The following is a 23,326-nucleotide window of genomic DNA, read 5'->3' on the forward strand; positions in this document are numbered from 1 at the left end:
ATAAATATTTTTTTATTTTTTGTTTGCGGAATTAAAAAGACAGTGTATATTTGCCCTCGCAATTATGCAACGGTCTGGTAGTTCAGTTGGTTAGAATATCTGCCTGTCACGCAGGGGGTCGCGGGTTCGAGTCCCGTCCAGACCGCAAAAAGCTTCTGGTAATAGGAAGCTTTTTTAGTATAAAAGACGTTGTGTTGTGCTCAGATTAATTTCTGAGACGTAGTAGAAATCCAAGTTTATTTGGATATTTACCAATGAAAGGCTTTCCTTTTTTCTTAATAGAAAATCGGGATGCTTTTTTGTTTTAGCACATATATTCTTATCCTAGTTAAATGAGTTTTTTAACACGTTTTGAACAAAAACATGTTTTTAAACGACATTTTTAATCACTTTATCGGTAATTTTTTTGTTTATGAAGTAAATCCTTGTATATTTGTTAGCTCTTGCAAGCCCTCAAATCAAACTTTCAAGAAATTTAATAATCCATTAGACATTTACTAAAACGTCCCTCGTTTTATTTTTAGTACAATTTAAGGTTTTAACCTTTAATAGTTAATTATCCATTCCCCTCCCTCAACGTAACAATAGTTGTTACAAAATTTAATATTGACTATTTAACCCTAAATTGATACTTATGAAAACCCTAAAAATTACTTTAGCTTTAGTTGCCATTGCTTTACTAACTGTGTCTGGTGTACAATCTGACAAGGTTGAAACTGATGAAAATAGTAATATTAGCCAACCAACAAAAATTGATTTATTGGCTCACGGTAAAAAAGAATTAAAACTACCTTCTCAAGGATAGATATTATATGATACAAAATTAGTTTAGCCTACAACATCTAACAAGTTGTAGGCTAAACTTGTTGTAAGATTTTGATAATTAAATTATAGATAAATACTTCTCAAAAAAATCATAACTTTGAGCGTATAAAATAGCGCTTTTGAAAGTTAAAATATTTTGTTTACTATTTATCATTTTAATCTCTTCGGCAGTTTATAGTCAAGAGAAGCATGAATTATTAGACTCTATTATTCTTCTCAGAGAAAATTCAACAAAATCATCCTTATCAAAAGAAAAACGAATAAATTTTGCAAAAAGGGCAGTTGAACTTTCCTTAAAAACAAAAATTGATTCAACACTTTTAAAGAGTGAGAGAAACCTCTCTTTCATATACTTAATGACTGGTGAGTATGATTTGTTTAGAGACTCTACTTTAAAAAACTTGTCATTTGCCCAAAAACTTAATGACTCATCTGCAATAGCCAGATCTAGTAGTAATTTAGGCTTTTATTATTATCAGATAGCAGATAATACTTCAGAATCTTATAGCTATTATTTGCAGGCTTTAAAATATTATGATGCATTAAATGTTTTAAATGAGAAAGCCGCAGTATTGACAGCTTTAGCAACAATCCAAGATGATGAAAAAGATTACTTGGGGAGTGAGCAAAATGCAATAGAGGCACTTAAAATAATTAATAGTTTAGAAGAATATGAATCTCAAAATTTAGATAAATACTATGCGTATAATCTATTGGGACTTGTCTCTTTAAAGCTCGAAAATTATGAACAATCTATTGATTATCATAACCAAGCATTTGATGTAACTAAAACTATTGATGATGGTGAGTCAAAAGCTTTACAAACGTTAAATAATTTAGCTTTTGCCTATCGTGAAAAAGGGGAATTAGATAGGTCGTTAGAGATTTTTGGTGAATTACTTCAAAATAAAGAATTAAAAGAAAATGACATTACATTCTATGCTCTAATATTGAATAATTACACTTTTACAAAATTTTTAAAAGGGAATTACGATTATAAATCACTAGAAAAAGATTTTCATAAAGCATTAAAAATTGCCGATAGTATAGATGATTCTTATACAAAACTTGCCGCATCTATTGATCTTGCAAAATTTTATAAAGCTAATAATGAGTTTAATTCAGCTTTAAACTATGCAAAACAGAGTTATAAGATATCTAAAGATATTCCTATAAACGAACTGTACTTAGAATCAATGTTTTTATTGTCAGATCTTACTAAGGGAGAAGAAAGTAAAAATTATCTGAAAGAGCATATTAAGTTAAGTGATAGTCTTTTAAAAGTAGAAAGAGCTGTTAGAAATAAATTCGCAAGAATAGAATACGAAACCGACCAACTCGAAGCTGAAAACAAACAAATCTCAAGAGAAAATCTTTATCTGCTTATTTTATCTGCTGGATTATTGCTTACAGCAATTTTAGTTTATTTATTCATATCACAAAGAGCTAAAAACAGAAAACTCAAACTCATTCAAGTTCAGCAAAAGGCCAATGAGGACATTTATAACTTAATGTTAAGTCAGCAAGATAAAGTTGATGAAGCTAGGACACTAGAGAAAAAGCGAATATCAGAAGAGTTACATGATGGTGTGCTGGGGCGTTTGTTTGGGACACGTCTTAGCCTAGATAGTATTAACTTTAAAGATGGTAAAGACGCTATGATGACCAGAGCTAACTACATTGGTCAGCTAAAAATTATAGAAGAAGATATACGCAAGATTTCACATGAGTTAAATACAGATTTTGTTTCAGGTTCTGGATTTATGGATATTGTTTCAGAGCTTATTGAAAATCAAACTAAGGCTTATGGACTAACATACGAATTTAATTATACCGATGATATCAGTTGGGATTCTGTATCTAATAAAACAAAAATTAATATCTACAGAATCATTCAGGAATCCATGCAAAACATTTACAAGCATGCCAATGCTAAAGCTATAAAAATTAGTATTTCTTTAGAAAAAGATGTAATTTGCCTAGACATCATTGATGATGGAGAGGGCTTCGATACATCGAAAAGCAAAAAAGGTATTGGTTTAAAGAACATGATGTCTCGTGTTGAGGACATTAACGGAAAAATCACCTTTACCTCTCAATCTGGAAATGGTACAACAGTTAATGTTAAGATTCCCTATGAATAACCAATCGACATGAACATGAATTAGTATAAAAGTTTGAAGTTAGATAAACTTTATACTAATGAATTGCATCTGTCTTATTAAAAACTAGAGACAACCAGATGAAACATATTAACATCTTAATGGTAGATGATCACCCAATAATTATTGAGGGTTACCAAAATGTGTTAATGGCCACAAAGGAAGAAGACCAAACCCTACTTATTGATACAGCCAATAATTGTGATACGGCGCAATTAATGATAAACCGAGCGGCTAAAGGTACACCATATGATGTATGCTTTTTTGATATTAGTTTACCACCTTCTGAGGACGGTAGATATGCATCGGGTGAAGATTTGGCTTTATTAGCTAAAAGAGTGCTTCCGGATGCTAAAATTATTATTCTTACCATGTTTAATGAATCGTTTAGAATTCATAATATTATCAAAGAAATAAATCCAGACGGTTTTCTCATAAAAAGTGATTTAACTTCTATGGAATTGGCAGATGCTTTTCAGCAAATTCTTAAATATCCGCCTTATTATAGCAGTACTGTAAGTAACTATGTGAAAAAGACAATTACCAGCGAAATTTATGTAGATGATATTAATAGAAAAATTTTACATCTTTTATCTCAAGGTATAAAAACCAAAAGTCTGAGCGAATATATTCCGCTGTCTACTAGCGCTATAGAAAAACGAAAAAAACAACTCAAATTATTGTTTTCAGTTGATGATGGTAAGGACGAAACATTACTTTCTGAAGCCAGAGAAAAGGGGTATTTGTAAGAAATTTTAAAATAATTGGTGTATTCCTCAGTTATAAAATAAGCCTGTAACCCTTGTTATTGTTAGGTATTACGGTTTTTCCGTAATAAGTCTATGGTTTTACCACATCAAAAAACAAATATGTTATTTTACATTTACCACAGGTCAACAAGAATTAATTAATCCCTCATTAAGTAATTGTTGAGTTAATAGCAAGAAAATTAAACCTAGTTGTACTTCTAACGACTAGGTTTTTTTCTTGCTTTTTTTAAAACCAGCTCGCATTATGTTCTAATAGTTTGGTTATAAAAAGGCCTAAGTATATTATAGCAACAATAAACTTTAAGAACGTTGAAGCTATAAATCCTAAGAAAGAACCAAATGCTGCTTTCATTGCTTTGTTGATGTCGTTACGATGAATCATTTCGCCAACCAAAGCACCAATAAATGGCCCAATGATAATGCCAAAAGGAATTGGTGTTATAAGTCCAATGACTAAACCTAGTGTCGTACCAATCATACCTTCTTTACTACCTCCAAAACGTTTTGTACCTATTGCAGGAATTATATAGTCTAGAACATAAATTATAATAGCCACGACTAGTGTAACAATTAAAAATGTATTGCTTAGCTGTACACCTTCAGTAAAATGAAGTACTAACAGTCCAACCCAACTTGTAAGAGGGCCAGGTAATATTGGCAAAAAGCTACCCAATATACCTAAAATCATCAATAGAATACCAAGTATAATTAGAAAAATTTCCATGTTAAATAGTTGTGTTCGGTTATAGGACGTAAAATATTAGGTTTAGTTACATTTTAACTAAAAAATTAGTTTAAACTAAATATTTAGTTATATTTGCTTCAATGTTCAACTAAAAACTTAGTTAAATGAAACAGTTAACTAAAGCAGAAGAAGAAATAATGCAAGCCCTCTGGCAATTAAAAAAAGCCAATGTAAAGTCGGTAATTGAGATACTGCCAGAGCCAAAACCAGCCTATAATACAGTGTCTACAATTGTTAGGATTCTAGAGTCTAAAGGTTTTGTAGATTATGAAAAGGAAGGAAAAGGGCATACCTACTTTCCAATAGTTGCAAAAGAAGCTTACAGTAATCAGTCTATAAATAAGTTGCTAGACAACTATTTTCAAGGCTCTTTTAAGAGTATGGTGTCTTTTTTCGTAAAAAAGAATGATGTAGATATTAATGACATAGAGAGTTTACTAAACGAAATTAACAAAGACAAGTAGTTATGTTATACACCATCCTACAAATAGTATTGTTTCAAACACTATTTCTGTTAGTGTATGATCTGTTTTTAAGACGTGAAACTTTTTTTAATTATAACAGAATATATCTATTGCTTACATCGGTTTCCTCTATAGTATTACCGTTTGTAAAACTTCCAGAATTAAGGAAAGTTACAACCCAAGAAACCGTAATAAGATTACCGGAAGTCTTTATTGGAGATGCTTCAAACACTACGTCAAACCATCAAGTCATAGAGCATATAAACGATGTAGCTATTACTAGCTCACAATTACCTGTATGGCAAATTGTTTTATATATAGGTATGGCATTAGCAACACTAGTTTTTGCAATCAAAATTGTAAAACTCTATCTTATAAAAAACAATAATCCTAAACGTTGGAAAGGCAACATACTCATTGTTAATCTTCTTAAAAGTTCAGCGGCATTCTCATTTTTTAATACTGTTTTTTTAGGAGCTAATATTCCAAATTCCGAAAGAGATACCATATACGAGCATGAGTTAGTACATGTGAGAGAAAAGCATAGTTTAGATCTGTTGTTTTTTGAAGTTTTAAGAATTCTCTTCTGGTTTAGTCCATTGGTATACATATACCAAAATAGAGTCAAAGAATTGCACGAATTTATTGCAGATGCTAAAGCTGTGAAACATCAAGGTAAGTCCAATTATTACCAAAGTTTGTTACATCAAATATTAGACACTAATACGCTGTCTTTTACCAATACATTTTTCAAAAAATCATTAATCAAAAAACGAATTATTATGTTACAAAAATCAAAATCCAGTCAAAAGAGTTTGTTTAAGTATGCGCTTTTACTTCCTGTAATATTTGCAATGTTGGTTTATACCTCAACTGAGGTTAAAGCACAAGAAAAATCTGATGCTGAAACAGAAATGATTCAAGAATTAACAGATAAAGAGCTTCTGAAAATCTATTATAATAAGATTCTTGAAATGGAAAAGAAAGGAATAAAGTTCTATGAAATTTCAAAATACGTAGGTTTTGGTGACGGAAAATCAAATGACTATATAGAGTCTAGAGAAGATTACTTAAAGATGAGTGCATTTATGCGATACATGGTTAAAATAATGAAAGACAAAAAATCGGAAAGTAATGAGTTGTCAGATGAAAGTAGAGAACTGTATAAAAAAATGTATGATTTACCACATAAAAGTTATCAGGGCTATTTAGAATGGAAAAAAACTGATGAAGCCAAAAGGAAATGGGAATCTTATACAGGAAATGGAACATTGAAATTATTTGTTGAGGATATGTCAAACAAAACCAAAAAAGAACAAAAACGTTTTGATGATTTAATGAATAGATTAAATAAAGATAAGTCGTACTATAAATTAATTGTTACTGACGGTAAGTCTACATCTGTCATTGATTCACCATTACATAAAACAGAAAGTGAAACTGAATTAGTTGAGGTACCTTTTAGTGTTGTAGACATAACTCCTTCACACAAAGAGTGTGAAAATTTAATTTCAAAAGAAGAAAAAAAGCAATGTTTCTCTGAGTTTGTAAATGCTCATGTTAAAAAACATTTCAATAAAGATGTAGAAAAGAATACAGGACTATATAATAAACGCATTTATACTCGCTTCTTAATAGACACAGATGGCAATGTAACTAGAATTCAAGCTAGAGCAGCTAGTAAAGTTTTAGAAGAAGAAGCAATTCGTGTTTTAAGCTTATTGCCACAATTTATACCAGGTCGTCAAAAAGGGAAAGCTATCGCTGTAGCATTTTCATTACCAATAACTTTGAATGAATAAAAGCACTTACTTAAGCTATAATTAACCTCATATTTAATAGTTAGAAGTGTAAATCCTAAAATTATTGTACATTTCGCTATTAGAAATGTGCTAATGAACCGACTAGCTTGTTTTTTATTGATTTTTCTGTTAACCGCTTGCGACTATTTTGAGAAGAAAAAAGTAAATTCAGAAGATTTACTAGAAGAAGAATTACAAACCTTCAATTGGAACGATGTAGACACGTATCCAACCTTCAATAGTTGTGAGGCTATGACAACTAAAGAAGATAGTAGAGTTTGTTTCCAAAATACATTATTACAGTATGTAAATGATTATTTAGCAAGACAGAATATTGTGGTTACAGAAGATGTTTATGATACCATAAGGTTAAAATTAATCATAGACAACAAAGGACTTTTACAAATAGAAGATATCACCTTAAAACCAGAAACCGAATCTCAAATTCCAGATATTGATAGTTTGTTGCGTCAGAGTATAAAAGGTGTGCCCAAAATATTTCCTGCTATAAAAAGAGGACAACAGGTTACGACTGCGTTTGAATTACCTGTAATTGTCAGGATAGATTAAAACCTAATCGCTAATTTCTGCATCAATCGCAGCACTTCAACATACAACCAAATAAGCGTTGCCAAAAGTCCCCAAGTAGCCAACCACTCTTTGTGTTTTGGCGCTTTATTTTTATAACGTTCTATATAATCGAAATCTAAAAGTAGTGCAAATGAAGCTACTATGGCTGCCAGAACATTAAAAGCAATAGCAAACCAAGATGTTCCCCAAATATAAGTTTTGATACCAAAGAAACTCAAAATCCAAGAGATGAGATACACAACCATAATACTAACAGTGGCTGTAATAATAACGCTTCTGAGCTTTTTGGTTACTACTATAATCCTTAATTGATAAAGTAGCAGCATTACAAAAAATGTAATGATGGTTACACCAATAGCTTGGTATGGTAAATCAGGAAAATTTTTGTGTGCGTAAGCTGAGAAACCACCTAAAAAAAATCCTTTAGCAATAATATAAAGTGGTACTAAAATATGAGCCCAGTTTTGACGTATAGAAATTAAAACACTAACAACAATAGCACCTAGCATACCACCTAAGGTAAACCAGCGCATTGGTGTTCCGGCTTCGTTGAGTTTCCATAAATAAGCTGTAATGGCTGCAATAACTAAAATGCCCATCATAGACTTAAAGAAAATACCAGCAACAGACATGGTTTTTGAAGACGATTTGCCATCATCCCAAAAGTAGCCATTAAAAACAGGGTTTGAGGTTTTAAAATTTCTTAAGCTCATTATTATAGGTTGAATTTATAACCAATAGCAATATCAGTAGAAAAGTTACCTTGATTATCTAACAACAGTGCAAATAATTCACCATAAATTATCGTAATATAACTGTTGTTACTTACTTTAATATCTGAGCCTACACCAAAAATAAAAGGAATATCAAACGATGTTTCGTTAGAATCCACTTCCATGTCATTTTCATCTAAGAATGTAAAATTTGAAAAATTAATGGTCGCTAATTTTACCTGTCCATAAATTGAAAATCTCTCTTTATTTATAAATCTAAAGCGATAACCCAACGATAATTCAGAAGTATTGTATTTAAAATCATCATTTTCAAAAGCATGTCTTGCTTGCAAAAACCCAGAATGTCTAGGTAAAACGTTGGCTTCATAAATTTCTAACTCGGCACCAATCAATGGTGTTTTGGTATTGTCAGGATTCCCAACAAATGGGTTGTTTGTAATACCACCAGAAAATCCTAATCTAAACTGTACATTACTTTCAGTACTTGTAGAAGTGTAGCTAGTATCTACCGAAGCATTGTAACTATCTATATAATTTCTAAGGCTGTAAAGGGTTAGTTTTAATTTGTCTGTAGAATTCCCATTGGTAAGACTGCTTAAAGTAGATTTATACTCTTCTTGATAATCGTTATTATCATCTTTGGTGTTCTTTAACTCAGTAATGGTACCATCTTCAGTTTTTACAAAATAGCGGTATTTACCATCAATAACATTCCATAGTAAATCGAGTTTGCCATCTATTTCGGTTTTAAGTTCTAAAGTTTCTCCATTAACAGTGTAGGTTTCTTGGCTGTAATTCAATTGAAAAGCCAAACAGAACAGCATTGCGATAAGAATTTTTTTCATTGGTTAGTTTTTTTAGTGATTTGTGGTCAGCTAACTAGCGATTTAGGGTTAGGTTTCAGTAAAGCTATTAAAAAATATCTTAAGTAAAGGTTACTTTTTAAAAGTTCTACCTTTCCATTGATATAATTTAAATAGTGATAAAATAGCAATATACACGCTGAAAAAAGGATAAAAAACACAAGACCAAACGTATGAAAACAAGACGTTTTCTTGTTTAAAAAAGCGAGAAGTTTTAAATAATAACAGAAAATCAATACTCAATTTTATTACTACTAAAGCAACCGCAATTCTTGGTTTTACATATCCAAAAAATAGAATAGGAAGTATAGCAATACAAGCTAGATTGCCTAAAAAAACAACAAGCCCAACCAATTTTGAAAACCAATTAGGATTATGACTAGTCTTAGAAGCCCAACGCAATCGTTGTTGTATTAACAATTTTAAGTTAGAAACAGGTTTTGTAGTAACTATAGCTTTGTCAGATTTTAAATAGAAAACTTTTTTAGAATCAACTTTTTTGAATTTTTCGAGCAAAAAAATATCGTCACCACTAGCGAGTGTGTCATTACCAGTAAAACCATTTGTCGATTGAAAAACAGACTTTCTATAAGCAAAATTAGCACCATTAGACAAAAACGGAAGTCGTAAACCAAAGCTACCAATAGTGGCACCTTGCAAACTCAAAACGTCTAAAATTTGAAAACGTTTTAAAAATGAACTGCCATCATTATACGTTACAGGAGCAACAATGCAGTTGGGTTGGTTGGTTTGTATGCATTCCTCAAAAGTGTCTAACCAATATTTTGGTAGAGTGCAATCTGCATCTGTGGTAATAATCCAATCATATTTTGCTATTTTGATAGCCGTAGTTATGGCATCTTTTTTTGGTGAATTTGATGTTCTATTGTTTTTAATAATTTTTATGTCACCTTGAGCGCAGTCGAAAGGTCTTTTTGAAATGATATTATTTATAACTTCGATTGAATCATCCTCAGAATCATCATCAACCAAAATAACTTCAAACATCAATTTAGGGTAATTCAATTGTAATATTGAATCTAATAACTGTGGTAGATTTTCTGCTTCATTTCTAAAAGGAACAATAACAGAAAACTTGGTTTTAGGTTTCAGATCTTTTAGTTTAAAGTCTTCAACTCTATCAAAACCATGGATGAGACTTCCTATTAAAAATAGATACAAAAGGGTAGCAATAATGAAGATAAAAGCGATCATTCTTTGGTGTTTGGTAGTTTAAAATTCAGTACAAAATAGCTTCCAAATACACTCGGAATTGCAAAGTTCAATAACCACATCAAAGTAATTATAGATAGAACGGTTAACTCGTTAACTTGTACATAACCAAACAAAAACACAGCAACACTTCCTTTTATAACTACATCAAAAATAGCAATGCTAGGTATAATTGAGGCTAACAAATACATGCTTGTAATAACCACCATAGCTTTAAAATAGTCAACTTCTACTCCAAAAATCGTTAGTAAATAGTAAAACTGAAATGAGAAAATTAGATACCTAACTAATGAATAACTCAGATTTAAGAAATGAATTTTGAATGGTATTTTCTTTATAAAATCTAGGACTTTATTTATAGAGTACCCTTTGATATTGAATTTGTTTTGTTTTGCTCCAAAAAAAGCAAAAACACCAATGAGTATAATAATTGTTCCAAACCTTGCAAGCTTGTAGTAGTCAACCTCAATTTGATACCTATTTATAAAAATGACCAACCCAATAACACCAAAGATGGTGGTTATCGTCATTTGAGATATATTTCCTAATAGATTTAATAGTACAATTCGTTTTCTGTGAGATGTATTGTAGTAAATAGCTTTAGCACCATAATCGCCAATTCGATTGGGTGTGATTAACGAAGCTGTTAATCCGCCTAAACTTTGTTCCAAAGCATCTCTAAAAGAAATGCCTTTAATAGTTTTTACTAAAGTTTTCCATTTTAAAATTTCAAAAAACCAGTTAAAAACACTCAAAATGATTAAAAAAACGATGTTTTTAGGTGAAAATGTATTATTTTCTTTCAAAAAATATAAAAAATCACTCAATTTAAGTTGCTCGTTTTCGATGAGTTTTGAATAAATAAAATAAAATGCGCCAACAACGATGCTTAACTTAATCAGCACAAAGAAGAATTGCTTAGTTTTGTAAGGCACGTTGTAATGCATATTGCAAATTAAACCAAAAACTCGCACATGAAACTTAATTTAAAACAATACCTTTTTATATTTAGTGTGCTATGTATTGGGTTACATAGTAATGCACAATTTAGCAAGGCTACTAGTAAATGGAAAGCACTTTTTGCCGTAGGTTTTAACTATCCTACTACAGATGGTTTTGTAGATGGTACTTATGCACAATCGGTTAACTTTCCTACAGTGAATATTGGTGTGCAACACATGTTTAAGCGTGCTTATGGTGTAAAGTTAGATTATGGCTTCAATCGTTTTAAAAGTGATGATGGTTCGCCAGAATTTAAGATAAACTATTCGCGTATAAATGCACAATTTGTATTCGATCCAACAGAATATCTGGGATTTTTACCACCACGATTAAGAACCATTTTGCATGCAGGACCAGGGTTTAGTTTTGCAAAGCCACTGGGAAATTTAGGTGATAATAAACAATCCTATTTAAACCTTTTAGGCGGATTAGAATTGCACTATGCTATTAATGAAAAAGTGTCTATATATACAGATGTAGCCTATATATATGGATTAACGTCTTTAGATGAATATGACCCAGCCATAAGTGGTTTAGGAGCTTTTAATGGTAGTGTGTTTAATGTTACTTTTGGTATCGCTGTATCGCTAAGTGGTTGTCAGTATTGTGATTAAATAATGAGTAAGGAAAAAATTATATTAGGCATAGATCCAGGAACAACCATAATGGGTTTCGGCCTCATAAAAGTGGTTGGTAAACAGATGCATTTTTTGCAACTGAATGAGTTACAATTAAAAAAGTACGACGATCATTACCTGAAACTTAAGCTTATTTTTGAACGTACCGTAGAACTTATAGATACCTATCATCCAGACGAAATAGCGATTGAAGCACCTTTCTTTGGGAAAAACGTACAGAGTATGCTAAAACTTGGTCGAGCACAAGGTGTTGCTATGGCTGCAGGATTATCTCGAGAAGTGCCTATCACAGAATATTCTCCTAAGAAAATTAAAATGGCAATTACTGGTAATGGTAATGCTAGTAAAGAACAAGTAGCTAAGATGTTACAAAGCACATTGAACCTAAAAGAATTGCCAAAAAATCTCGATTCTACAGATGGTTTGGCAGCAGCAGTTTGTCATTTTTATAACCAAGGTCGTGTTGAGGTTGGTAAAAGTTATACAGGCTGGTCAGCTTTTGTAAAACAAAATGAGGATAGAGTAAAAAAGTAGAATGGCAGGTATCTACATCCATATTCCCTTTTGCAAACAAGCTTGCCATTACTGCGATTTTCATTTTTCAACGTCATTAAAAAAGAAAGATGAACTAGTAAACGCATTAGTAAAAGAAATTCAAATACGTAAAGATGAGTTTAGTCAAATTGAAGTGCAAACCATTTATTTTGGTGGAGGAACACCTAGTTTATTGACGAATGACGAATTGCAATTATTGATTGATACCGTTTACGAGAATTATAAAGTAACTGCAAATCCTGAAATTACGCTCGAAGCCAATCCAGATGATTTGTCTAAAATCAGAATTTTAGAATTATCTAAGAGTTCTGTAAACCGCTTATCAATTGGAATTCAATCATTTTTTGAAAGCGATTTAAAATTGATGAATCGAGCACACAATGCCGAAGAAGCAAGAGAGTGTTTGTCTGTGGCGACTCGCCACTTCGATAATATTTCTATCGATTTAATTTACGGTATTCCGGGAGCTTCAAATGAGCAATGGCTTCTGAATATAGAGACTGCTTTAAGCTATAATATACCACATATATCTAGCTATGCTTTAACGGTTGAACCCAAAACTGCTTTAGCTTCTTTTGTAAAAAAAGGTATTATTGATGATGTTGATGACGAACAAGCGCATGAGCAATTTCACTTGCTAAAGGACAAACTTGAAGCTTCAGGCTTTGTACATTACGAATTGTCTAATTTTGGTAAGGAAAGTTATTTTAGTAGAAACAATACTGCCTATTGGCAAGGCAAACCATACATTGGTATTGGGCCTTCTGCTCATTCGTTTAATGGTAAACAGCGTGGCTGGAATGTGAGAAATAATACCAAATATATAAAGGCAATTCAACAAAATAAGCTGCCAATTGAAGTTGAAACTTTAACCACAACAGACCGTTACAATGAGTATATAATGACAGGTCTAAGAACTATTTGGGGAGTTTCAATAGATAAGGTTGAAGAGGATTTTGGGAAAATTTATAAAGATTACTTAAAAGAACAATCCGAAACTTTTATAAACCAACAATTATTGTATATTGATGATAAGCATATACGTGTTACTAAAAAAGGACAGTTTTTAAGTGATGGTATTGCTAGCGAACTTTTTAAAATCAACCTTGAGTGATTACAACTATAGAATATAATTCCAGAAAATTAAAAATAGATTTAACGCAGCCTTTAGATATTTCAATACCTATAAGTAATGGTGCTTCAAATGTTAACGCATGGTATATTGGTCCGCCAAAAATAGAACCAGAAGTTTTTGATGAAGATATTATAAGTGTAGAAAATGGTGCTTCGGTAAATTTTAATACGATTACGTTCAATCCACATTCGCACGGAACTCATACAGAAACTGTAGGTCATATTGTAAAAGAGAAGTGTTCAATAAATAAATGTCTTAAGACATTTTTCTTTTTGGCTGAAGTAGTTACGGTAGCGCCAGAAAAACGAGGTGAGGACTATGTAATTTCGGCAAAACAACTTCAATTTGCACTAGGGAATAAAAAAAGGGAAGCCTTGGTTGTAAGAACAATGCCAAATACCAGCGACAAAAAAACAAGGCAATACTCTAATACCAATTGGACATATTTTGAAGAAGACGCCATTAAGTTGTTGGTGAAAAAAGGTATTAAGCATTTACTTGTTGATTTGCCAAGTGTAGACAGAGAAGAGGATGGAGGCGAACTAAAAGGACACAATGCCTTTTGGAACACTAAAGGTGTTATAAGAAAAGATGCTACAATAACAGAGTTTATCTATGTGTCTAATAAGATTGAAGATGGAGCTTATATCCTAAATCTTCAAATTGCGCCATTTGAAAATGATGCAACACCTAGTAAACCTGTGTTGTATAAAATTATGGATTAGATAATGAAACACCCATTGTTAAGCTTTAATCACACAGCGGAATGTTAATTGGGTGTTCCATGTGACCTTTAAAAAAAATAAATATTAACACATGAAAACAACATTAAAGCTCGAAGAACTCGGTATGTTTGTTTTAGGTATTTTCCTATTTACTCAATTGAGTTATGCTTGGTGGTGGTTTTTGGTGCTAATACTTTTGCCAGATATTGGTATGCTTGGGTATCTTATAAATACAAAAGTAGGAGCTTTAACGTACAATATTTTTCATCATAAAGGTCTGGCAGTTGTTATTTACCTTATCGGCATATATTTTGACATGGAATTATTGAAGCTCATAGGAATAATATTATTTTCTCATGCTTCATTAGATAGAATTTTCGGTTACGGATTAAAGTTTAAAGACAATTTTAAAAACACACATCTGGGCGAAATAGGAAATAATTAATTATGGAAACATTTTTTATAATTATCATTAGCATACTGGTTACCTTGGGTTTGGTTACCATTTTTAGGCAATGGAAAATCAAAAAGAAAACAAACGAACAATCCATCGTTTTATTAGATAAAATAAAGCGTGTTTGTAAATTTATTACTGTTGAAGGCGATTTTGCTGAGATTTATCATTATGAGGATGTAAAAGAAAAATTCCTAAAACTTATATCTAGTAGAAAGAAAGCCTTGGTTGTTATTAATGCAAAAGCCCATGTAGGATTCGATCTAAGTAAAGTACAGATGCGTTCAGACTTGAACACTAAGACAGTTGTATTGTCGCATTTTCCTCAACCCGAAGTTTTATCTATTGAAAGTGATATCAACTACTACGATAAGCAAGATGGCATGTTTAACAAGTTTGAAGCCTCAGATCTTACCGAACTGCATACCAAAGCCAAAGAGCATATCATGGACAAAATTCCGGAAAGTGGCTTGTATAATGTTGCTAGATTAGAAGCCCTTGAAGCCATACAGCTTATTGAGAATCTTGTGCAAACTATTGGTTGGACTTTAGATTATTCTGCCCTAAAGGTTGAAGGTGAAGACAAGAAACTTTTAAAATGAATATAGAAGACTATAGAAATTATTGCATGAACAAAAGGGAAGTCACTGAGCATTTTCCTTTTGATGATGATGTACTGGTTTTTAAAGTTTGCAATAAGATGTTTGCCCTTGCTTCACTTTCTAAATGGGAAAATGGTGAGGGTTTTATAAATCTAAAATGTAATTCAGATTATGCTGAAGAGTTGCGTGCGGAATATAACGGAGTAACACCTGGTTATCACATGCACAAAAGACTATGGAACAGTGTTAAAGTTCACGATACAGATCTTTCAACAAAGCTTATTCTAGAGTTTATAGATCATTCTTATGACGAGGTGGTGAAAAGCCTCCCAAAAAAAGATCGCGAAAAACTAAAATAAGATTACTTTTGCTTCAAATTATAATCAGATGAGTCTAGAAAGAACACTACAACAACGAAGTAATAATTGCTGTGAATTATGTGGAAATAATGAAAAACTCTCGGTATATGAGGTGCCAGAGGCTAAAGATTTAGCGATATATGCTTGTGAGACGTGTATTACTCAGATGAATGATACAGATACAATTGATGCTAACCACTGGAGGTGTCTAAACGATAGTATGTGGAGCGAGCACGATGCTGTTAAAGTTATGGCTTGGAGAATGCTTCATAGAATTGATGCTGATTGGACACAGGATTTACTCAATATGTTTTATATAGAAGATGACCTGCTTGAAATAGCAAAAGCTTCAGGAGATGGTGCTGATGATGAAAATAAAATTATCCATCGTGATGTTAATGGAGTTGTTTTAGAGCATGGAGATTCTGTAGTACTTATTAAAGATCTTAAAGTAAAAGGCTCTAGTATGGTAGCTAAGCAAGGAACTGCAGTGAGAAACATTCGCTTAGATCATGAAAATGCCGAATATATTGAAGGTAAAGTAGATGGTCAGCAAATAGTAATTATTACCCAATACGTTAAAAAGATTTAATTCGAGTCCTTTTTGTTGAAGAAATCAAAACTCAACGGAATCATAAAGACCAAAAATAAATAACGACCAGTTATTAATCCAAAGAGTGTTATTCCGGCAAGAATAACCATCAAAACTACCTTATGTTTATATTTCATGATGTAAAGGTAGATTCTTATTTATCGCATTCAAAACAAAAAATCAGAATATCTATCTAGGCTTTAGATATACTTAAAAACAAGCCCTAATAGTTTATTTTTCTTACATTCTATGTGTTTGTAAACGTGTTGTTTATCGGAAAAATAAACAGTCCATTTCAAATTGTCTAGGCAAAAATACCATTTATCGAATTTCTGGGAAATAGAGAATATTTAGTCAGATATTAGTGTCATCCCTCAAGAATTAATAGCACCAGATTTACAGATTAATAGCCCTAAATTATTATTAATGATTTAACATTATTTATTATGGATTTACAGATCACCAACTACAACAACCGTTTTCAGATTAAAGGGACACTGAATAAGCTAAGCATTAAGACTTTTAATGCACATTTTGCTAATATTTTTGATAGACTTGATAATATATTATTAGATATTGAGAGTGTAGAAAGTATAGACAGAGCTGGTGTAATGGCTTTGGCTAGGTTACATAATGAATCCATTACAAAATCAAAAAAATTATCTATTGTCGGTTTGGGTTGTAAAGAACTTTATGACCATTTTAAGTCTGAAGAGCCTGAAACTATCCAAGTTCCTGCTGGCTCAATTGTAGCAGCTTAGGCGATAAATCAAAAAAATATATATACAGAAGTGCTTTCAAGTGCGTTTATGGTGACAGATAAACGATTTGTGAGCACTTTTTATTTAGCAAGACATGTCTGCTATAATTTTCCATTCACCATTAATCTTTTTAAAGATAATGATGAAAACTCCATCTGCATTGCCAACCTCTCTTTTGAGATGATATTCTCCCATAACCCAATAATTATCATTTTCAATTTTGGAGATGTCATTGATTACAAAATTTAAAATGCCACTTTCAGTTTTTGTAGGATAGCCTTTTTTGTAATTGTTTAGTGTATTTTCCCAACCTTTGGTAAGACCACTGCTACCGTAAAATTTAAGCGAATCACTTTTCCAGTAGCCTTGCATAAACCCTTCCAAATCATGATTGTTCCATGCGTCTTCTTGTAGGTTTAAAACTTTTAAAATTTCTGCTTTGTCACTTTCAAAAGTGTCTTTTTGTTCCGTATTGTTCTTGCAATTAAATAACAAAAGGGCAAAGACAAAATAGATATGTTTCATTACGATTAGTTTTTTCCTAAAAGTAAAAAGACCTGTCTGGTTTTCAAAATCTAACAGGTCTATAGAAGATTACAATACACCTTTCTGTTTCTTTAAAAACGCATCGGCTTGATGTTGCATCAACTCTCGTGCTTTTTTACGCTTGTAATTCATCACCTCTTCTTCGTCTGCAATTTCTGTGTAAACCTTATTGTTAATCTCATTGTCGGTTTTAACAAGAAGTTTACGTTCGGCAACTTGTTGGTCTACCCAGGATTTTACAACAGTTTCCTGATCCTCGAGTTTGTAATCAAACTCACCTTTTGGAGATAAAAGTTTCGCTATTATAGGAGACGTTTCTATGGCAAGGAATAATAAGAAAATAAAGAATGATGGCAACCAAGGCAATGTTCCCAAAGCAGTAACTCTAGCCATTAACCCATCAAAATTGTCAATTATAGGTTGAGACTCTGTAACGTTGGTTTTATAATCACCTTGCAAAGCAATAATTTCATTTTCTAAAGTTGTAATTTTTGTTTTGTTGTCGGTTTTTAGTTGTTGAAGTTCAGCTAAGGCAGCGTCGTGTTTCTCTCTTTTTTCTTTATATACAGGGCCTTTTCCTAGTTTCATTGATCCAGATGTGCCTTCGGCTTCTGTTATATAAGTATCGTAAAGTGCATTAACTTCTGCTTCTTTAGTATCAATTTCACTTTGTAAACCTAAAATCTGACTTTCTAGATCAGCAATTTTAGGATTGAATTGTTGCGCAATTTGATTTTGATTGGCAAGTGTTAAATCATTCTTTTGTTCTAATAACACCTGATTGATTTCTTTTTCAAAAATTTTAAGCTCTAAAGGTTTTGAAATCACTATAGCAATTATCACAGCTAGAAAAATCCTTGGTGTAGCTTGTAATAGCTCGTCTATAAAGTTGTTTCTTTTCTTAATAGTTGAAACGATATAACGGTCTAGATTAAATATGAGAAGTCCCCAAATTATTCCAAAGAATATAGAGGTGTATAAATTGTCAAAAACGGTGTAGAGTGCATAGCTGGCTGCAATAGTTGCCATTAAAGCAGTGAAAAAAACTGTAGCGCCAATACCAGCATATTTGTTTTGTTCGCCATTAGAGCAGTCTTTTAAGATATCTGTATCTGCTCCTGAGCATAGGATGAAGAATTGTTTTAACATAACTGTTTGTTTTTTGATTGATTGATGTTAAGGCATGCTTAATGCAAGTCTTATAGGTTATTAGAACGCTAAAACTTTGATTTTGTTACATTTTTGGAACAAAAAAGCCTCGGAATTCGAGGCTTAAATGCGTTTGCTATATTATTTCAATTTTTAATTTATTCTTTTGTTTTGATTACGACAGGCTTTTTTGTGATATAGACCAGTGGTTTTCCTTCTTTTGATTTTGGATATGCATTAACGCTTAGTTTATCATTTTTCTTTATTAATGCTATGGCTTCATCAGAAGAGATAGGCTTTCCTTCACTAAAGAATTTTGCATCTTTTTTAGCCATTTTTATTACAAAGTCTAGAGTAGATTCTTGTGGAGTTTGTTCATTTAGATTAATAGGAATTTTGCCTGTGCTATTACCATCATCGTCAATAAATTCGTAAGAGGCAGTTGTAGTTTTAACTTTCCATGGACTACTAGACTTATTGATACTATCTATCTTTTTTTCAGTGTCTGCAGAATTACTAAAGATTTTCTTTTCCTTGGCTTTGGCTTCTTCTAAAGTTAATCCAGAATAAAGATTAAAAGATTTCTTTGGTAAGTTGGATTTGGCAATACTCTCATTATAAGATATACAGCTTGAAAAAACATCTACAGCCATGAGCTTTTTTTGAATAGATTTAGCTAAATCTGCACTTTTATTTTTTTCTATTGTAATTGAAGCCATAACATATTTTTTATGGTCTTCTTTAGTTAGATGTTTGTTGAGCGTGGCAACTTGTGTGTTGATGGCATCTTCTTTAATACGTTTTCCATTTAATTGAATGTTATTGTCACTGTCAATATAGATTTCTATAGGTTGAATTTTATTGGTTTGAGAAACTCCACTAGCATTAGGTCCACCTTTAGAAGATTTCTTAGGAAGTTCTGGAGCAGGTGGAGGTGGTGGTGGAGGTGGAATATTTGGCCATGTTTCGGCATTTGCTCTTTGTTGTTCAGACATTAGGTTTCTGTAGATGTTGTAGTACTTCTTATATTCCTTTTTCTTGATTATAGGATATGGTCTTTTACTATTTTCTTCAGCTTCCTTTATGGCTGCACTCATTTTTTTTGCCCAAGCATTATAGTCTTCAATTTGTTGTTTTGTGGCTTTTTGTTGGTCTAGAATATTTTCAACTTTTTGCCAATCACTGTTTTTAGCAGGAACAGGTGGAGGAGGTAAGATATTATGTTCTTTTAATTCTTCTTTAGTGAACAAATTATAGATTTTGTCTGCTTGAGCCTTTAAAATTTTTAATTCTGAATTATCCTTTTGATCTCCTTTTAAATACGTAGAGATGGCATTAGAATACTTTTTTGTTATGGAATTGTAGTGGTTAACTGCAGATTTTTGGTAATTCTCTCTAAAGCCATCTTTGGTATATAAGCTAAACTGAAATGGTTGTGGGAATTTTTCACTTCTAGCATTTTCATGAGCTTTTGAGCCTAAAAAATGTACAATATCATTAACTGAATAATTGCTTAATACTGAATTTGGTACGTGTTCACCATCTATCCAAAGGGCATACTTCTCAGTGTTTTTCCAATCTTCAAATTCTGAAGCTGTTGGAGAATTAGGTTTTACTTTAGAGAGATTTGTTTCTGGTATTACAGGATATTTTTCAACCGAAGCGCGTTGTTTTTCGGTCATAAGGTCATAGATAGAAACGATACGTTGATACTTAGAATAATCGATGTAATGTGTGGTGTTGAATTTTATAATCCAATCGTTGTATTCTTTCATCATGGCCTTTGTGGCGCCATCTATGTATACTACATCAAGCTTATTTGCTTTATCTAATTCTTGTTGTATCGAATCTAAAAGGTCTTGATCCCTTTCAATATACTCCCGTTCAGCAAAGCTGTAAAAAAGAAGCGCTAAAACAGGTAATACCAATAAGGTACTTAACCAAATTCGGGTTTTGGAGGTTTGTGTTTTCATAACTGTAAATCGTTTTTTGAATGATGAATAATTGATAGCACTCGCTAATTGATGATTATGAGTGTTTGATGAAAATTGTAATAATATATTTTGATAGTTTTTGGTGGCAACACCTTTTTGCAGTACTGCGTCATCGGCTAAAAACTCGTGATTGAGTTTTACATGATGTTTTAAAATGTACACCAAAGGATGAAACCAAAAGACAATTTGTAACAATTCCAACAACAAAATATCTAAACTGTGTAATTGCTTAGCATGCGTTTCTTCGTGCAGTTTAACTTCTTCTGGTATTTGGTTGTTTTCAAATTGACTTTGGTTAACAAAAATGTACTTAAAGAATGAATGCGGTATGCGGTATTCTGTTAATAATACATAAATGAAATTACGATCTTTATATGTTGAATTTTTCGAAATACTTCTGTGAAGACGATACAAGTTTATTGCAAACCGAACAGAAAACAGAAGTACACCTAGTGCGTAAATGGTCCATAATACCGCTTCTAAAGTTATTATAGGAGTTTCATTAATAGGTTGAGGTACAAATTCAGCTTCAATAGGAATAAAAGCATTAGAAACTTCAAAATTCTGAACAATAGGTTCTATATATTCAATAATAGTAAGCTGTGGAATGACTAACGCAACAACAAAGGAGCCTAATAAGTAGAATCTTTTAAATCTGTGCATTTGTTGCTTTTCAAGAAGCAATACATACAACAGCCAAAAGACTAAAAGGCATGCGGAAAATTTAAGCAGATACAGTTCCATAATTACTTGTTTTTAATTTCCTTATCTATAATGGCTTTTAACTCTTCTAACTCTTTTTTGCTTAAATCCGTTTTTCTGGTAAAGAACGATGCAAATTGAGAGGCGCTATCGTTAAAAAATGTTTTAATTAAGCCATTAACATGCTTAGAGAAATAGTCTTCTTTTTTTACAAGCGGATAATACTCTCTCGATTTACCATAAGTTTTATAAGCTACAAAACCCTTTCCAATCATACGTTTTAGTAATGTAGCAACGGTTGTAGTAGCTGGTTTTGGCTCAGGATATACTTCTAAAATATCTTTCATAAAAGCTTTTTCGAGTTTCCAGAGGTATTGCATTAATTGTTCTTCGGTTTTAGAGAGCTCCATTGTTCTACAAAATTAGAATTAACTCTACAAATGTAGAATAAAAAATTTAATTTCAAAATATTTGATTATCAATTTTTTACATTTCACTATCTTTGAGTAGAAGATTTAATGATTTATTTTTAATGAAAAAGCCCTTATTATTACTTGGTTTAATTGCTTTAGTAACTTTTAATCTTAAAGCACAATCTGTAGAAGATTTAATGAATCAAGTTAGCAATGCTAATTTGCAAACTGTTGTGGCTGAGCTTTCGGGTGAGCAGTCTGCAACTATAAGCGGAAGTACACAAACAATTACTACTCGTGTACAAAGTAATAACGACTTGGCAGCAGATTATATAAAGGAACGTTTAGAAGCTTTACCTAATCTAAATGTCGAATTTCAAAATTTTAATACTGCTGGTAAGAACATCATAGCGACGCAAGTTGGGCAAACAAATCCTGATGATATTTATATTGTTTGTGCGCATTACGATTCTGTAACAACATATTGCGCAGACGACAATGCTACAGGTGTTGCTGCGGTTTTGGAAATTGCAAGATTACTTTCTACACAATGTGTAGACAATACAATTGTTTATGCGCTTTGGGACGAAGAGGAAATAGGACTGCTTGGTGCTAATTATTATGCACAGCAAGCAGCTGACGAAACCAATGGAAATACTAGAGATAATATTTTAGGTGTAATTAATATGGATATGATTGGTTATGATGGTGATGCTCCTGGTACTTCTGGAGATAATCAGTTTGACATTGATGTTAGAAATATTGCGAATTCCGTTGCTATAAAAGATGATTTATTGAACCTTCTTAGTACTTATACTTTCGATTTACATGAAATTGTTGTTAACCCAGGAACAACAGCTAGTGACCATTCTCGCTTTTGGAACCAAGGCTATTCAGCAGTTTTAGTAGGTGAATCTTGGGAAACAAATGACCAGACACCAGATTACCATACATCTAATGACCGAGTAGAGGATATCGATTTTCAGTATATGACAGAGTTAACTAAATTAGTTTTGGCATACATTGCTACTAAGGCCAATTTAATTGGTGTAGATAACACTGTTACGCAAACAACAACATTCTTAACGTCTAACCAAGCTACAGGTACATACCAATGGTTTAATTGTGATACTAATACACCAATTTCTGGTGAAACTAGTCAATCTTTTACGCCATTAACCAATGGGAATTATGCCGTTGAAGTCACCAATGGAAGTTGTACAGAAATGAGTATGTGCATTAATTTTTCTGTTTTATCTTTGGAAGAATTTCAGCCTAATGAAATAAAAATTTACCCAAATCCTGTAGATTCATTAATTAAGGTTGATAATTTTACAGAATCTAAAATTGATATTACAATCAATAATATTTCAGGGAAAGTGGTAAGAAAAACAAACTCCCGAAAAGCACATATTGAAATTGAATTCGATAGTACTGCCTCAGGAGTTTATTTTGTAAATGTTAAGTCTAAAACTAAAGCTTCGACTTATAAAATCGTTAAAGAATAAAA

Annotated in this window: 25 protein-coding genes and 1 tRNA gene; 17 read left to right on the forward strand and 9 right to left on the reverse strand. The window is 32.0% G+C overall.

Annotated features, from left to right (window positions below; all coding sequences use genetic code 11):
• Positions 1-71: 71 nt before the first annotated feature.
• From MST30_RS07495 to MST30_RS07510, 4 genes are all read left to right on the forward strand, one after another.
• Positions 72-145: transfer RNA gene (locus tag MST30_RS07495), tRNA-Asp, on the forward strand.
• Between the two features lie 489 nt (positions 146-634).
• On the forward strand, positions 635-805 hold the full coding sequence (locus MST30_RS07500; protein WP_243473766.1) for a hypothetical protein: 171 nt from the start codon (positions 635-637) through the stop codon (positions 803-805).
• 139 nt (positions 806-944) lie between these two features.
• A complete protein-coding gene (locus tag MST30_RS07505; protein ID WP_243473767.1) occupies positions 945-2,969 on the forward strand; it encodes a tetratricopeptide repeat-containing sensor histidine kinase in 2,025 nt (674 codons plus the stop codon).
• Between the two features lie 98 nt (positions 2,970-3,067).
• Complete coding sequence (locus MST30_RS07510) at positions 3,068-3,736, forward strand: response regulator (protein ID WP_243473768.1); 669 nt, start codon at positions 3,068-3,070, stop codon at positions 3,734-3,736.
• A gap of 247 nt (positions 3,737-3,983) precedes the next feature.
• On the opposite strand, the gene MST30_RS07515 is transcribed toward MST30_RS07510, so the two are convergent.
• Complete coding sequence (locus MST30_RS07515; protein ID WP_243473769.1) at positions 3,984-4,481, reverse strand: DUF456 domain-containing protein; 498 nt, start codon at positions 4,479-4,481, stop codon at positions 3,984-3,986.
• Between the two features lie 125 nt (positions 4,482-4,606).
• Here MST30_RS07515 and MST30_RS07520 point away from each other — a divergent pair, with 125 nt between their 5' ends.
• The 3 genes from MST30_RS07520 (at position 4,607) to MST30_RS07530 (ending at position 7,338) form a co-directional block, all read left to right on the forward strand.
• A complete protein-coding gene (locus MST30_RS07520) occupies positions 4,607-4,966 on the forward strand; it encodes a BlaI/MecI/CopY family transcriptional regulator (protein ID WP_243473770.1) in 360 nt (119 codons plus the stop codon).
• A gap of 2 nt (positions 4,967-4,968) precedes the next feature.
• Positions 4,969-6,768: a M56 family metallopeptidase gene (locus tag MST30_RS07525; protein ID WP_243473771.1), complete on the forward strand. Its 1,800-nt coding sequence runs from the start codon at positions 4,969-4,971 to the stop codon at positions 6,766-6,768.
• A 93-nt stretch (positions 6,769-6,861) separates the two neighbouring features.
• Entirely contained in the window at positions 6,862-7,338 is a 477-nt protein-coding gene (locus MST30_RS07530; RefSeq protein ID WP_243473772.1) for a hypothetical protein, read from the forward strand.
• On the opposite strand, the gene MST30_RS07535 is transcribed toward MST30_RS07530, so the two are convergent.
• The 4 genes from MST30_RS07535 to MST30_RS07550 form a co-directional block, all read right to left on the reverse strand.
• A complete protein-coding gene (locus MST30_RS07535; protein ID WP_243473773.1) occupies positions 7,335-8,072 on the reverse strand; it encodes a Bax inhibitor-1/YccA family protein in 738 nt (245 codons plus the stop codon). The genes MST30_RS07530 and MST30_RS07535 overlap by 4 nt on opposite strands.
• A 2-nt stretch (positions 8,073-8,074) precedes the next feature.
• The gene (locus MST30_RS07540) at positions 8,075-8,938 is read right to left on the reverse strand and encodes a hypothetical protein (protein WP_243473774.1); all 864 of its coding nucleotides are present in this window, start codon (positions 8,936-8,938) and stop codon (positions 8,075-8,077) included.
• A gap of 90 nt (positions 8,939-9,028) precedes the next feature.
• Complete coding sequence (locus MST30_RS07545) at positions 9,029-10,171, reverse strand: glycosyltransferase (RefSeq protein ID WP_243473775.1); 1,143 nt, start codon at positions 10,169-10,171, stop codon at positions 9,029-9,031.
• Entirely contained in the window at positions 10,168-11,136 is a 969-nt protein-coding gene (locus tag MST30_RS07550) for a lysylphosphatidylglycerol synthase domain-containing protein (RefSeq protein ID WP_243473776.1), read from the reverse strand. The genes MST30_RS07545 and MST30_RS07550 overlap by 4 nt, the downstream gene beginning before the upstream one ends.
• 27 nt (positions 11,137-11,163) lie before the next feature.
• Here MST30_RS07550 and MST30_RS07555 point away from each other — a divergent pair, with 27 nt between their 5' ends.
• The 9 genes from MST30_RS07555 to MST30_RS07595 all read left to right on the forward strand — a co-directional run bounded on the left by MST30_RS07555 (position 11,164) and on the right by MST30_RS07595 (position 17,012).
• Entirely contained in the window at positions 11,164-11,805 is a 642-nt protein-coding gene (locus MST30_RS07555; RefSeq protein WP_243473777.1) for a cell envelope biogenesis protein OmpA, read from the forward strand.
• Between the two features lie 3 nt (positions 11,806-11,808).
• Positions 11,809-12,363, forward strand: coding sequence for a crossover junction endodeoxyribonuclease RuvC (ruvC, locus tag MST30_RS07560; RefSeq protein WP_243473778.1), 555 nt, complete (start codon positions 11,809-11,811; stop codon positions 12,361-12,363).
• A 1-nt stretch (position 12,364) separates the two neighbouring features.
• Positions 12,365-13,498, forward strand: coding sequence for a radical SAM family heme chaperone HemW (gene hemW, locus MST30_RS07565; RefSeq protein ID WP_243473779.1), 1,134 nt, complete (start codon positions 12,365-12,367; stop codon positions 13,496-13,498).
• Positions 13,495-14,244, forward strand: coding sequence for a cyclase family protein (locus MST30_RS07570; RefSeq protein ID WP_243473780.1), 750 nt, complete (start codon positions 13,495-13,497; stop codon positions 14,242-14,244). The genes hemW and MST30_RS07570 overlap by 4 nt, the downstream gene beginning before the upstream one ends.
• A gap of 91 nt (positions 14,245-14,335) precedes the next feature.
• The gene (locus MST30_RS07575; RefSeq protein ID WP_243473781.1) at positions 14,336-14,689 is read left to right on the forward strand and encodes a DUF4260 domain-containing protein; all 354 of its coding nucleotides are present in this window, start codon (positions 14,336-14,338) and stop codon (positions 14,687-14,689) included.
• Between the two features lie 2 nt (positions 14,690-14,691).
• The gene (locus tag MST30_RS07580; protein ID WP_243473782.1) at positions 14,692-15,300 is read left to right on the forward strand and encodes a DUF4230 domain-containing protein; all 609 of its coding nucleotides are present in this window, start codon (positions 14,692-14,694) and stop codon (positions 15,298-15,300) included.
• On the forward strand, positions 15,297-15,659 hold the full coding sequence (locus tag MST30_RS07585; protein ID WP_243473783.1) for an MmcQ/YjbR family DNA-binding protein: 363 nt from the start codon (positions 15,297-15,299) through the stop codon (positions 15,657-15,659). The genes MST30_RS07580 and MST30_RS07585 overlap by 4 nt, the downstream gene beginning before the upstream one ends.
• A 28-nt stretch (positions 15,660-15,687) precedes the next feature.
• Positions 15,688-16,251, forward strand: coding sequence for a PhnA domain-containing protein (locus MST30_RS07590; protein ID WP_243473784.1), 564 nt, complete (start codon positions 15,688-15,690; stop codon positions 16,249-16,251).
• Between the two features lie 446 nt (positions 16,252-16,697).
• The gene (locus tag MST30_RS07595; protein ID WP_243473785.1) at positions 16,698-17,012 is read left to right on the forward strand and encodes an STAS domain-containing protein; all 315 of its coding nucleotides are present in this window, start codon (positions 16,698-16,700) and stop codon (positions 17,010-17,012) included.
• An 84-nt stretch (positions 17,013-17,096) separates the two neighbouring features.
• Here MST30_RS07595 and MST30_RS07600 read toward each other — a convergent pair whose 3' ends face one another.
• The 4 genes from MST30_RS07600 to MST30_RS07615 form a co-directional block, all read right to left on the reverse strand.
• Positions 17,097-17,537 (reverse strand): YybH family protein, encoded by a 441-nt coding sequence (locus MST30_RS07600; protein WP_243473786.1) that lies wholly within the window; start codon positions 17,535-17,537, stop codon positions 17,097-17,099.
• Between the two features lie 69 nt (positions 17,538-17,606).
• Positions 17,607-18,707, reverse strand: coding sequence for a DUF4407 domain-containing protein (locus tag MST30_RS07605; protein ID WP_243473787.1), 1,101 nt, complete (start codon positions 18,705-18,707; stop codon positions 17,607-17,609).
• 158 nt (positions 18,708-18,865) lie between these two features.
• Positions 18,866-21,364 carry a M56 family metallopeptidase gene (locus MST30_RS07610; RefSeq protein ID WP_243473788.1) on the reverse strand — a complete coding sequence of 833 codons (2,499 nt, stop codon included), beginning with the start codon at positions 21,362-21,364 and terminating at the stop codon, positions 18,866-18,868.
• Positions 21,365-21,447: 83 nt separating this feature from the next.
• Positions 21,448-21,813 carry a BlaI/MecI/CopY family transcriptional regulator gene (locus MST30_RS07615; RefSeq protein WP_243473789.1) on the reverse strand — a complete coding sequence of 122 codons (366 nt, stop codon included), beginning with the start codon at positions 21,811-21,813 and terminating at the stop codon, positions 21,448-21,450.
• A gap of 122 nt (positions 21,814-21,935) precedes the next feature.
• Here MST30_RS07615 and MST30_RS07620 point away from each other — a divergent pair, with 122 nt between their 5' ends.
• Positions 21,936-23,324, forward strand: a complete 1,389-nt coding sequence (locus tag MST30_RS07620) for a M28 family peptidase (RefSeq protein ID WP_243473790.1) — start codon at positions 21,936-21,938, stop codon at positions 23,322-23,324.
• Positions 23,325-23,326 lie beyond the last annotated feature (2 nt).

It is taken from the genome of Winogradskyella sp. MH6, from assembly GCF_022810765.1.
Lineage (GTDB): Bacteria > Bacteroidota > Bacteroidia > Flavobacteriales > Flavobacteriaceae > Winogradskyella.